The organism is Gordonia aquimaris, assembly GCF_026262595.1.
GTDB lineage: Bacteria > Actinomycetota > Actinomycetes > Mycobacteriales > Mycobacteriaceae > Gordonia > Gordonia tangerina.
Window position 1 is genome coordinate 198,583 of the sequence record NZ_JAPKFM010000003.1, and the last position, 12,534, is coordinate 211,116.

General features: G+C 65.9%; 12 protein-coding genes. 7 read left to right on the forward strand and 5 right to left on the reverse strand.

Annotated elements, in window-relative coordinates; all coding sequences use genetic code 11:
* Positions 1-11 precede the first annotated feature (11 nt).
* Complete coding sequence (locus tag OSB52_RS04580; RefSeq protein ID WP_235724006.1) at positions 12-902, forward strand: phosphoribosylaminoimidazolesuccinocarboxamide synthase; 891 nt, start codon at positions 12-14, stop codon at positions 900-902.
* A gap of 8 nt (positions 903-910) precedes the next feature.
* Positions 911-3,067: a S9 family peptidase gene (locus OSB52_RS04585; protein WP_266060412.1), complete on the forward strand. Its 2,157-nt coding sequence runs from the start codon at positions 911-913 to the stop codon at positions 3,065-3,067.
* Positions 3,068-3,289: 222 nt separating this feature from the next.
* On the opposite strand, the gene OSB52_RS04590 is transcribed toward OSB52_RS04585, so the two are convergent.
* Both OSB52_RS04590 and OSB52_RS04595 read right to left on the reverse strand, forming a co-directional pair.
* A complete protein-coding gene (locus tag OSB52_RS04590) occupies positions 3,290-4,846 on the reverse strand; it encodes a DHA2 family efflux MFS transporter permease subunit (RefSeq protein ID WP_266060413.1) in 1,557 nt (518 codons plus the stop codon).
* A complete protein-coding gene (locus OSB52_RS04595) occupies positions 4,843-5,412 on the reverse strand; it encodes a MarR family winged helix-turn-helix transcriptional regulator (RefSeq protein WP_266060414.1) in 570 nt (189 codons plus the stop codon). Before OSB52_RS04595 ends, OSB52_RS04590 begins: the two co-directional genes overlap by 4 nt.
* Positions 5,413-5,604: 192 nt before the next feature.
* Between OSB52_RS04595 and OSB52_RS04600 the strand changes: the two genes are divergently transcribed.
* The 5 genes from OSB52_RS04600 (at position 5,605) to OSB52_RS04620 (ending at position 9,136) form a co-directional block, all read left to right on the forward strand.
* Complete coding sequence (locus OSB52_RS04600; protein ID WP_266060415.1) at positions 5,605-6,087, forward strand: glutathione peroxidase; 483 nt, start codon at positions 5,605-5,607, stop codon at positions 6,085-6,087.
* 148 nt (positions 6,088-6,235) lie between these two features.
* Positions 6,236-6,475 (forward strand): phosphoribosylformylglycinamidine synthase subunit PurS, encoded by a 240-nt coding sequence (gene purS / locus OSB52_RS04605; RefSeq protein WP_235724011.1) that lies wholly within the window; start codon positions 6,236-6,238, stop codon positions 6,473-6,475.
* Between the two features lie 7 nt (positions 6,476-6,482).
* Positions 6,483-7,163: a phosphoribosylformylglycinamidine synthase subunit PurQ gene (gene purQ, locus OSB52_RS04610; protein WP_235724012.1), complete on the forward strand. Its 681-nt coding sequence runs from the start codon at positions 6,483-6,485 to the stop codon at positions 7,161-7,163.
* Between the two features lie 4 nt (positions 7,164-7,167).
* Positions 7,168-7,842, forward strand: coding sequence for a hypothetical protein (locus OSB52_RS04615; protein WP_266060417.1), 675 nt, complete (start codon positions 7,168-7,170; stop codon positions 7,840-7,842).
* 25 nt (positions 7,843-7,867) lie between these two features.
* Positions 7,868-9,136, forward strand: coding sequence for a M18 family aminopeptidase (locus OSB52_RS04620; protein ID WP_266060419.1), 1,269 nt, complete (start codon positions 7,868-7,870; stop codon positions 9,134-9,136).
* A 10-nt stretch (positions 9,137-9,146) separates the two neighbouring features.
* Here the strand turns inward: OSB52_RS04620 and OSB52_RS04625 are convergent, their stop codons facing one another.
* The 3 genes from OSB52_RS04625 to OSB52_RS04635 all read right to left on the reverse strand — a co-directional run bounded on the left by OSB52_RS04625 (position 9,147) and on the right by OSB52_RS04635 (position 12,514).
* Positions 9,147-9,986, reverse strand: a complete 840-nt coding sequence (locus OSB52_RS04625; protein WP_372512321.1) for a lytic transglycosylase domain-containing protein — start codon at positions 9,984-9,986, stop codon at positions 9,147-9,149.
* A gap of 226 nt (positions 9,987-10,212) precedes the next feature.
* On the reverse strand, positions 10,213-11,529 hold the full coding sequence (locus OSB52_RS04630) for a hypothetical protein (protein ID WP_266060420.1): 1,317 nt from the start codon (positions 11,527-11,529) through the stop codon (positions 10,213-10,215).
* A gap of 13 nt (positions 11,530-11,542) precedes the next feature.
* A complete protein-coding gene (locus OSB52_RS04635; RefSeq protein ID WP_266060421.1) occupies positions 11,543-12,514 on the reverse strand; it encodes an AraC family transcriptional regulator in 972 nt (323 codons plus the stop codon).
* Between the last annotated feature and the right edge of the window lie 20 nt (positions 12,515-12,534).

The window sequence follows — 12,534 nt, forward strand, 5'->3', positions numbered from 1 at the left end:
GGGTCGAAGCCATGCGTCCTGAACTGCAGTCGTACCGGCACCTGGCATCGGGCAAGGTGCGCGAGATCTACGAGATCGACGCCGACACCCTGTTGCTGGTCGCCTCCGACCGCATCTCCGCCTACGACCACATCCTGCGCCCCGCCATCCCCGACAAAGGGCGCATCCTCACCGCGATGAGCTTTTTCTGGTTCGAGACGCTCGGGGTGCCCAACCACCTCGCCGGCGGGCCCACCGACGAACGGATTCCCGCCGAGGCGCTGGGTCGGTCGATGGTGGTGCGCCGCCTGCCGATGGTGCAGGTGGAGTGCGTCGCCCGTGGCTATCTCACCGGATCGGGCCTGCTCGACTACCGTGCGAGCGGCAGCGTCTGCGGCGTAGCGCTGCCCGCCGGGCTCGATGAGGCGAGTCGGCTTCCCGAGCCGATCTTCACGCCGGCCACCAAGGCAGCTCAGGGCGACCACGACGAGAACATCAGCTTCGAGCGGGTCGTCGAACAAGAAGGTGCCGATCTCGCCGACCGACTGCGGTCGGCCACGCTCGACATCTACCGACGGGGTGCGCAGCTCGCTGCCGAACGTGGAATCATCTTGGCCGACACCAAGTTCGAGTTCGGATCGGGTGCGGACGGGGAGCTCGTGCTCGCCGATGAGGTGCTGACACCGGACTCGTCACGCTACTGGGAGGCGGCCACTTACCAGCCCGGGCAGGTGCAGCCCAGCTTCGACAAACAGATCGTGCGCAACTGGCTCACCGGTCCCGATTCCGGTTGGGACCGGGCTGCCGACACAACACCGCCAGCGCTGCCCGAGGATGTGGTGGCACGCACCCGCGAACGCTATATCGAGGCCTACGAATGGATCTCGCAGAGATCCTTCGCCGACTGGCCGGACCATGATTAGGAGATGATGTGACCACCGACGTGACCGCGCCGGTCGCCAAAAAGGTTCCCAGCGAGCGCACCCACCACGGCGACACGTTCGTCGACGATTACGAGTGGTTGCGCGACAAGGACGATCCCGAGGTCATCGCCTATCTGGAAGGCCAGAACGCGTTCACCGAGTCGCACACGGCCCAGTTGGACGGCCTACGCAAGGACATCTTCGGCGAGATCAAGAGCCGCACGCAGGAGACGGACATGTCGGTCCCGAGTCGCCGTGGCCAGTACTGGTATTACGCCCGCACCGAAGAGGGCAAGCAGTACGCGATCCGATGCCGCTGTCCCATTGTCGATCCCGATGACTGGACACCACCGGAGGTGGCCGCCGACGCCTCGCTGCCCGGCGAGGAGGTCCTGCTCGACGCCAACGTGGAAGCCGACGGACACGACTTCTTCAGTCTCGGCGGGTTGACCGTCAGCGACGATGGGAACTGGCTCGCGTACAGCACCGACATCGTCGGTGACGAGCGATACACCCTGCGATTCAAGGACCTTCGCAGCGGTGAATTACTCGACGATGTTATCCCGAACACTGCGGGTGGCGCCGTGTGGTCGGCCGACGCGAAGCATGTGTTCTATCAGACCGTCGACGATGCCTGGCGGCCAGACACGGTGTGGCGGCACGACATCGGTGCCGACGCCGATGATGTTCGCGTCTTCCACGAGCCGGACGAGCGGTTCTGGGTGGGCATGGGAGCCACCCGCAGCGACAAGTACCTCATGATCGGGGTGGGCTCCAAGATCACCACCGAGGTATATGTGCTCGCTGCCGACGACCCCACCGGCGAGTTCCGAAGTGTCGCTCCGCGAGTCGATGGGGTGGAGTACTCGGTGGAGCATGCGGTGATCGACGGAACCGATCAGTTCATCATCGTGCACAACGAGATTCGGGACGGGGTGAAGGCCGAGAACTTTGCGATCGACATCGCGCCGGTCGACGACCCCACGGATCGGCGCGAACTGATCGCGCACGATCGGGACCGTCGGATCGAAGACCTCGATGCATTCCGCGACTACCTCGTGTTGTCCTACCGTCGAGCGGCACTTCCGAAGTTGGCCATCGCAGACCTTCGCGGCATCGACGGTGTACCCACCCTCGCGGACTTCCATGAGGTCGAGTTCCGTGAAGAGCTGTGCTCGGCCGGGCTGGCAGCGAATCCGGAATGGGTGACGCCGAAACTGCGGATCGGTTACGGGAGTTTCGTCGACCCGACCGAGGTGCTCGACCTGGACGTGGCCACCGGCGAATTGGTTCTGCTCAAACGGCAGCCGGTGCTCGGTGGGTACGACGCCGCCGACTACGTGCAGACGCGGGAATGGGCAACCGCGGGCGACGGCACCCGGATCCCGCTGTCGATCGTGCGGCGCAAGACGGTCGACGCCGATCGCCCGGCGCCACTGCTGCTCTATGGCTACGGCTCCTATGAGACCAGTATCGACCCGTCGTTCTCGGTGTCGCGGCTGTCATTGCTGGACCGCGGGGTGGTCTTCGCTCTGGCCCATGTCCGCGGTGGTGGTGAGATGGGCCGCTACTGGTACGACAACGGCAAGACACTGACCAAGAAGAACACCTTCACCGATTTCGTCGACGCAGCGCGCCATCTCGTCGACACTCAGTGGACGACACCGCAACAGATGGTGGCCGAGGGCGGCTCGGCCGGCGGGCTGTTGATGGGCGCCGTCACCAATCTGGCGCCGGAACTGTTCAACGGCATCCTCGCGTCGGTTCCGTTCGTCGACGCCCTCACCTCGATCCTCGATCCGTCGCTGCCGCTGACGGTCATCGAATGGGACGAGTGGGGAAACCCCCTGCACGATCCGGATGTGTACGCCTATATGCGTTCTTACTCACCATACGAGAACGTCGAGGCGAAGCCATATCCGCCGATCCTCGCGCTCACCTCACTCAACGACACCCGGGTGTTGTTCACCGAGGCGGCGAAATGGGTTGCGCGACTGCAAGAACTGAGCACCTCGGGGAATCCGATCCTGCTCAAGACGGAGATGTCGGCCGGCCACGGCGGTGTCAGCGGGCGGTACAAGCAGTGGGAGGAAGTGGCCTTCGAATTGGCGTGGATCCTGCAGCAGACTGGTGCGGTGAAGCCTTCGGCACCGCTGGTCGAGTAGTCGCGAGGCCTGCCGTCCGCTGGTCGAGTAGTCGTGAGCCGCTAGGCGAGCGGCGTATCGAGACCCCCGCTTCGACGCCGACAGAACCCCGAAAATCACCGAGAGAACCCACCGTCTTGGATGACGGCCCGCGCTGTGTGACGCGGGTGGGTTCTCTCGGTGATTTTCGGGGTTCTGTCGGCCGCCGTGCTGGTGGCGATCAGGACGTGGGTGCCGGCGGTCCTAGTGCATGATGATCGGCGCCGGCTGATCCATGTCCTCTTCGATCAGCGGCGAGGCGATCTTCTTGCGCGGCAGGAACAGCGCCGGGATGAAGGTCAAAGCGATCAGGACCACCGAGACCAGGAAGGTGGACCCGAAGACATCGGCAGCCGACTCGAAGAACGACGGCGGCAGGGCAGTGCCCTGCATCTCCGGTGGCAGGTTCTGCGGCGCGGTGTTCGACGTGATCGCGATACCGGCTTGCATGCTGCCGGCCAGCCCGCTGGCCAGGACCACCGAGATCACCGCGGAACCGATCGACGACGAGCTCTGCTGCACCACGTTCATCAGCGTGGAGCCATCGGGGACCTGGGCGTTGTTCAGCGTCGCCAACGCGGCGGACATGATCGGCATCATCGTCATACCCATGCCGAGACCCTGCACGAACAGTGCACCGCACAGCAGCAGGTACGAGGTCTCTGCGCCGAGGAAGACGAACACGCTCATGCCCGCCGTCAACAGCACGATGCCGGTCAGGACGAACTTTCCGGGCCCGATCTTGTCGGTCATGCGGCCTGCGATCGGCATTGTGATCATCGCGCCCAAGCCCTGCGGCGCCAGCAACAAGCCGGCGGTCAGGGTCGATTCACCGCGCACGCCGATGAAGTACTGCGGGAACAGCAGTGCGGCGCCGAAGAAGGCGATCATGAACAGGGTCATCGTGATGACCGCGATCGACAGGGTGCGGTTGCGGAACAGTCGCAGATCCAACAGCGGCTTGTCGGTGTGCAGTGCGTGCCAGATGAAGCCGGCGATCAGAACGGCGCCGATGATGGCGGGGATCAACACGCCAGCGGTCATGAATGTGCGATGTTCGGCGCTCGACGACACACCGAAAAGGAACAGTGCCAGACCGGGCGAGAGCAGCAGCAGGCCAACGACGTCGATCTTCGGCCGGGACGTCTCTTCGTCATCGCGCAGCACGAACCACGAATAGATCAGCGCCGCGATGCCGATCGGCACGTTGATCAGGAACACCCAGTGCCAGCTGGCCTTCTCGATGAGCAGGCCACCGAGGATCGGGCCGCCGATGGGTCCGAGCAGCATCGGAATACCCAGGACGGCCATCACCGAGCCGACCCGCTCCGGACCGGCGGCCTTGGTCAGGATCATCATGCCGATGGGCATCAGCATGCCGCCGCCGAGGCCCTGGATGACGCGGAACGCCACGAGTGAGCCGATGTTCCAGGCCAGCGCGCACAGCACCGAGCCGAGGATGAACAGCACGAGTGAGGTGAGATACACCTTCTTGGTGCCGAATCGGGATGCCGCCCAACTGGACAGCGGGATCACCGCGGCGAGCGCCAGGGTGTAGCCGGTGGCGGTCCACGCCGCACCTGCGGCGTCGGTGTTGAACTCCTGCTGGAAGGTGTTCTGCGCGACCGCCACCACGGTGACGTCGAGAATCGACATGATGGCGCCGAGCACCACCACACCGGCAACCATCAAGACATGCCGGTCCAGTTTGGTGTCCGGTGGGCCCGCATGTGCGTGCGCCGGAGTCGAAGAGGAGGTCATGAGGTGACTTTCTGTGTGTTGTCCTGGAACGGGCGGGCAGTAGCGTCGGGCATCTCCTCGCCGTGAAGTCCGGCAAAGTAGTCGACGTCGTTGTCGACGATGGCGGCCATGGCGGCCCCGAGGTCGACCTGCAGCGGTTCGGGAAGTCCGGCCACGAAGGTGCGGAGGAGTTCCCGGTGGATGTTTACGTGGGAGGTGATCACGTCACTGCCCTCTGCGGTGAGGGATACGCGCTTGACGCGGCGGTCCGTCGCATCCTCGCGACGGTGCACGAGCCCGGCACCGACGAGTTTGTCGACGGTGCGGCCCGCCGCCGCCAGAGAAAGGTTGATGTGGTCGGCGATCTCGTTCAACGACATCGATTCGGCGCCGTCACCGTGCGCTCCGAGCGCGAACATCACGCGCATTTGCGAGAACGTCAGATCGGCCGCGGCCAGCGAGTCCATCGTCTGCGCTTTGGCAACGCACGCCAGTCGATCGAGGAACTCGGTCAATTTGCCGGTGGTGGCGTCGACAGATCCCGAGGTAGCCGAAGGGTCGTCGACAGACGGGGTGTTCGAGAGCACTGATAAAAGCTAACGCCTACGCAACTATTTCTTCAACGCAATCTATGGTGAGATCCACCCTAAGCTCTCGCGCCGAGTGACCGGGCTCACCGGACGTGTTCGCGATCGCTTGGTCAACGGTCCTCTGCCACTCGTCGTCGAAACGACGAGTGGTACCCGGGTCTTCGTCGCGAGGGACTACCGTCGGGTGCCATGAGCAATGTCAAGGACATCCCCGTCAAGGCGCTCGACGGCAGCGCACTGAACCTCGCCGATTTCGCCGGCCCGTTGCTGGTGGTCAACGTCGCCAGCAAGTGTGGCCTGACGCCGCAGTACACCGGACTGGAATCGATCGCCAAGACCTATGGCGAGCGCGGTCTGACCGTCCTCGGGATGCCGTGCAACCAGTTCATGGGCCAGGAGCCCGGCAGCGCCGAGGAGATCGCCACTTTCTGCTCGACCACCTACGGCGTCACGTTCCCGTTGCTGGAGAAGGCAGATGTGAAGGGCGACGATCAACACCCGCTGTACTCGGCCCTGACCCAGACCGCCGATGCCGACGGGGAGGCAGGCGACGTGCAGTGGAACTTCGAGAAATTCCTGGTGAACGCCGACGGCACCGTGGTCAACCGCTTCCGTCCGCGCACCGAGCCGACCGACCCGGCCGTGGTGTCGGCCATCGAAGCCGTCCTCTAGCCCACCCGTCCCATCCCCGCCCGAGTGGACGCCCTGTCGCGTCCACTCGGCTGGTGGAGTCAGGAGTCATGGCGCCCGCTCGACGGGGGGCGACCAACCGGTAAGCTGAGCGCGGAACTGCGCACCTGTGAGAACGGAGCAACTGCCCATGGCGCGAGTGGTGGTCGATGTGATGCCGAAGGCTGAGATCCTTGATCCGCAGGGCCAGGCCATCGTGGGGGCCCTGGGCCGCTTGGGATTCTCTGGAATCGCCGACGTCCGACAGGGCAAGCGCTTCGAGATCGAGGTCGACGAGAACGTCGACGATGTGACCCTCGAGCGCATCGCCGAGGAGCTCCTCACCAACACGGTGATCGAGAACTTCAACGTCTCACGGGTCGCGGAGTAAATCGACGATGACAGCTCGTATCGGGGTCATCACCTTCCCGGGAACGCTCGACGACGTCGACGCGGTCCGCGCTGCCCGACTGGCCGGCGCCGAGCCGGTGGAGCTGTGGCACGGCGACGCTGACCTGAAGTCGGTCGATGCGGTGATCGTGCCCGGCGGTTTCTCCTACGGTGACTACCTGCGCGCCGGTGCCATCGCCCGATTCGCCCCGGTGATGGGTTCGGTTGTCGACGCCGCCGCCAAGGGCATGCCGGTTCTGGGTATCTGCAACGGCTTCCAGGTGCTGTGCGAGGCAGGTCTGCTGCCCGGAGCGCTGACCCGCAACGAGGGTCTGCACTTCATCTGCCGCGACGAGTGGCTCAAGGTGCAGTCCAACACCACCGCATGGACCACCCGTTTCGAACTCGGCGCCGACATCCTCATCCCGCTGAAATCCGGCGAGGGCCGCTACGTGGCACCACAGGACAAGCTCGAGGAACTCGAGGGCGAAGGTCGGATCGTGTTCACCTACTCCGGCGGTAACCCGAACGGCTCGTCACTGGACATCGCGGGCATCTCCAGCGCCGACGGTCGCATCGTCGGGCTGATGCCGCACCCCGAACACGCCACCGAGCCGCTGACCGGTCCCAGTGACGACGGTCTGGGTCTGTTCTACTCCGTCATAGATTCGGTACTGGCCGCGGCTTGATCCGATGACATCGGTGATCATGGTGGCGATCGGCGCCGCCATGCTGGTGGTGGCGGCCTTCGCATTTCGTCTGACGTCGCGGGTGGGCGCAGTGGCGATCCTGCTGGGGGCGATCAGCCTCGGCCTGGCCTACGACAACATCGCCGTCGCGGTCGGCCGGTTGGTTGGCTACGGCGACACCCTGTCGGCGATCAACCTGCCGCGCTTCTGGATTCACGCGATCGCGGTGCCCCTCCTGATCGTCGTCGCCGGCAACCTCGTCGGTCGCCTCGGTGTGGAGCAGGCACGCACCCGCAACGTCACCCTCGGTGGATGGGCGCTGGTCGTCATGCTGATGGTGATCGGGTTCGTCGAGGACGTGGTGCGCCTCGATCTCGAACCAGAGGACGCCGGTGACGCCCTGCGGTATGTCAACGCCGGTTTCGACGGACCGCCACTACCGGCCATCATCACCGTGCTCGCAATTCTGGTCCTCGGCGTGATGGCGTTCCGCTACGCCGGATTCCCATGGCTGTTCGTCGGTGCGCTGGTCATGCTGATCGCCGCACCGATCGGCACCATGCTGCTGTGGGTCGGCAACCTCGGCGAACTCGTGCTGATGCTGTCCATGCTGGTGACCATGGCGGCCGTCGGGGGTCTACCCGTCCCGACCACGCGGCCGATTCCGCGACCGAGATGACACTGAAGAGATCGGAGGCCCTGTTGTGACCACCTTGACCACCAGCGCGACGGCTGCGGGACTCGGCGAATTCATCGACGCCTCGCCGTCGCCGTTCCATGTCTGCGCAACCGTCGCCGCGCAATTGGAGTCGGCCGGCTACACCCGCCTCGCCGAGGGTGACCAGTGGGCTGCGCTCGCCGGACGTCACTACGTCATCCGGGGTGGGTCGATCATCGCCTGGGATGCGGGAGACGGCAACACCTTCCGTATCGTCGGCGGCCACACCGACAGCCCGAACCTGCGGGTCAAGCAGAAACCCGGACGCACGTCCGCGGGGATCGGCATGGTGGCGCTGGAGCCCTACGGCGGAGCATGGCTCAACTCCTGGCTCGACCGCGACCTCGGAATATCGGGGCGGCTGGCTTACCGAGCCGGCGACCGCGTGGACCACGTGCTCGTGCACGTCACCGAACCGGTGATCCGGGTGCCGCAACTGGCGATCCACCTGTCCGAGGACCGCAAGGGTGTCACCCTGGACCCGCAGCGCCATCTCGACGGCATCTGGTCGTTGGACAGCGACGCACCCGACGTGCTCGAGTGGACCGCCGGCTACGCCGGGATCGACCCCGCCACCGTGCGCGGCTGGGAACTGATGACCCACGATGTGGCGCCGAGCCGGCTGATCGGCGCTGACGACGAGTTGCTGAGCGCGCCGCGGCTGGACAACCAGGGCACCTGTTACGCCGGTCTGCGAGCGCTGCTCGACGGCGCGCCCACGATCCCGACGCGGGTGTTGGCGCTGTTCGACCACGAGGAAGTCGGCAGCGGCTCGGAACGCGGTGCCGCCTCGGATTTCCTGGCGACGATCATCGAACGAATCGTGTTGGCCCGGGGGGGATCTCGAGCGGACTATCTGCAGGCTATGGCGGGCAGTGTGTGCGTGTCCGGCGACATGGCGCACGCCACCCACCCCAACTACCCGGAACGGCATGAACCGTTACACCGGGTCGCGGTCAACGGCGGCCCGGTGCTGAAGGTGAATCAGAGTTTGCGCTATGCGTCGGATGCGGTGGGGGAGGCGATCTTCGCCGTCGCGTGCGATGCCGCCGGCGTGCCGATGCAGCGGTACACGCATCGCGCCGACCTGCCCTGTGGCTCGACGATCGGTCCGATCACCGCAGCCCGAACAGGCTTGACGACCATCGACGTCGGCGCTCCGCAGCTGGCCATGCACAGCGCCCGCGAACTGATGGGCGCCGGTGACGTGCCGATGTATTCGGCTGCGCTGCAGGCTTTTCTGAGCGAGCCCTGACCGCCTGGGATCAATAGGTGCGAGCGTAACCGAGTACGTCGTCGACGTAGTCCATCGAGTTGTTGTACCGCAGGATCGCGCTCACCTGGGCGCGGGGGTCGCGAAGGTCGTCGTGATCGTCGCACAGGTAACTCGCTGTGGTCAGGGCCGCGTCGTAGACGTTCTGTGGGTCGGCCTTCCCGTCGCCGTTCCCGTCCGCAGCGTAGTGCTCCCAGGTAGACGGGAGAAACTGCATCGGGCCGACCGCGCGGTCGTACTGGGTGTCGCCGTCGAGCTCACCGCCGTCGGTGTCGGCGATCACTTCGTTGCCCGCGAGCGTGCCATCGAGTGTGGGGCCGTAGATCGGGGCGTGCAGGTCTCCGGTGGACGGGTCGACGTCCCCGTTGTTGGCGTGGTGGGATTCCACCCGACCGATCCCGGCGATCATCGGCCATTCGATGCCGCAGCCGGGGTCTGTCCGCGATATCGACTGTGCAGCATCACGATAGGCATCATAGTTGGCCACCGGGACCGCTCCACTGACGACACTGGCGGGCTCGGGTGGCGGCGGTGGGGGTGCCGGTGGTGGCGGTGGGGGTGGTGCAGCAGGCGACGTGGCGGCCTCCGGGGGCAGCGGGTTGGGTGCCGGTGTCGCCACCGAGTCAACCGTCGAGGCCAGCGGTGCTGCGGACTGCCCGGCACCCGCGGTGGTGGTGGCCGCCGCAGCCAGGACGCCCAGAGGGACGACGGTGGCGGCCAGCCATGGCGGGCGGGGCCGGCGTGATCGGTGCGACCGGCTGCGTGAGGGTGCTGACGTCGGACCAGGGTTTCCGGCGAACGGCAACGAACGCGGAGCGGAGTGCTTTCCCAAACGGATCAACCTCGCGGACAACGATTTCGGACAATACGGGCCGGCACACAAGCCCGGTTGGCCATGGCCGCGCCCGACCGTACCCGAAACCCGCGCCGTGGTGGGAGCGCGGCGCTGCCGAGTCTGAGAGCTTCCTGGCCGCTTGCTGATCGTCGGCGACGGCACGCAGGTCGAGCGCGTCACACTGCAATTGTGATGCCTGCCACATCGATCGGTGATCGGTAGGTCAGTTGGGTCGCAGCACCGACAGGCTCGAACCCTGTTGGAGCACGAGGTATCCGTCGACGACGTCGGCGGCGCCCATGATCGACCTGGTCCACGCGATCTCGCCGGTCTCGGCGTCGACCGCGGTCAGCTGATCCGCATTGGCGAAGACGAGATTTGTTCCGGCGGAGCCGATGCAGTTCAGATTGTCGATGTTCTCGCCGGGTGTCTCGAAGCTCGGTGGCGCCATGGCGCCGATCCGATCACCGTCGGCGAGGCCGTAGAAGATCCGTGACCGGTCCTTCAGTGCGAAGGCCACTTCGGTTCCGCAGGGTTTGGTGTTGGCCTTCGACAGTTCGGGATCGGTGATCTGCCACAGTGCATCCGATTGTGCGGGATCGCGAATCTCGTAGCGTCCCTGCGCCATCTGCACTTGGCTGTCGCCGGTGCCGGTGAGTACCGGAAGGACCGACGGCCCGCCGACGACGCGGAGCCCGTCCGACACCGACGTCGCCGGGGTGCGCAGGTCGTCGCCGTCCACGGCGTAGGTCTCCACTCGCTGTTCTGCGGTTGCGTCGTACTCGACGGTGATCCCGGTCGGGTAGCTGGTGATGATGCATTGCGTGCAGGACAGTCGGTCGGCGCCGGTGGCCGGGTCGAGGATGTACCGGCCGCTGTCGGCGGTCGCCACGACCAGCATTCCGTCGGGACGAACCTCTGCGGATGCGGCCGCAGCGAATGTGCGCGACCAGATTTCGCGTCCGTCGGGGGTGCGGAGGGTCACGTGATAGCCCGCCTGATCGATGCGCAGAAAATCGGTGCCCACGCCGACGACCTGTTTGGTGTCGTCGAGCGTGGTGGGGGTGGCGAGGCTGCCGCGCTCGTCGACGAGATAGAAACCGTCTCCGACGTCGCCGCCGAGTTTGATCGCACAGCCGACCTGCCCGAACTCATTGAAAGCGCAGTCGCCGAGGCCTGCGACGATCGGCTCATCCCAGACGGCGGTGCCGGATGACCGGTGCACCAGCAGGAATGCGCGTCCGATGCCCGAGGGATAGCTGATCAGCCAGTGATCCTGCCAGGTATCGACGACCTCGATGCGCCGACCGGCGCCGTAGCCCGGCAGGGTGTCGTCCGACAGCGTCCAGGCGACATCGGGTTCACGGTCGTAGCTGCGGAGTTGCCCGGCAGAATGGTCCAGCTGCGGGTCGGCCGGCGTGCCGATGGCGAGTACTGCGGCGAACACCGCCACCATCGCGGCGACGAGGATCATCGTGACCGTGCCCATGCCGAAGGGTGGGCGCCGTGCGGGACCGGACAGCGGGGAGCGGGCGGGCATGGCCATCAGTGAATCACGTGGCGCGTGCCGAGAGTTCTGCAGCGTCGCGCGATGGCGCAGAACGAAACGCTGCCGGACTCATCCCGCGGTGCCGTTTGAAGGCGGCGCTGAATGCGAACGGAGTTCCGTATCCCACCCGGCGGGCCACGGCGCGCAGCGACAGTGCGGGATCGGCCAGCAGGTCGGCGGCCACCGACATCCGCCATGCGGTCAGATACGCCATCGGCGGCTCGCCGACCAGCTCGGTGAACCGCCGAGCCAGCACCGCGCGTGACACGCCGGTGGCGGCCGCCAGCGAGCTCACCGTCCACGATTCCTCGATACCGTTGTGTAGCAGCCGGAGTGCGTTGCCCACCACCGGATCGGAATGGGCCCGATACCACTGCGTCGCACGCATCCGGCCGGATTCCATCGATTGGCGCAACCCGGTGATGAGCAGCAGGTCCAGCAGTCGATTCAGGACGGCTTCCTGGGCCGGCGAATCACGCACGATCTCGTCCTCCAGCAACCCCACCAGGGGGTGGTCTCCCATGGGGACCACGGTGCACCGGTCCAGTGCGTCGAGTAGTCGTTGACTGACCTCGCCGGTCGCGTAGGTGCCGATCAACATGATCGCGTCGGCGGACGTGTCGTCGTCGCAGTTGCCCCACGACCGCACGCCGAAGCACATGTCCTCGGCCACGCTGTGGGTGCCGGTCGGGTCGAAGCAGTCGCCGTGTGTGTCGATCCGGGCCACCCAGTCGGTGCCCGCCTGATCTCCCACCGCGTATGGGTGTGTGCCACGCACCAGGGCGACGTCGCCGGGCACCACGCGGTGTGTGGTCCCATCGTCGTAGGTGAGGACGGCGGTGCCGCGGGTGACGGTGACCACGGTGAGCGGTGCGGTGTCCTCGATCCTGATCGACCACGGCGATCGCATCACCACCCGCAGCATCATCGGACTCCGGGCCCGCGGCCCGTTGAGCAGGCTTCCCAGTGCGTCCACGGGCTCGATGCTACGCCGCC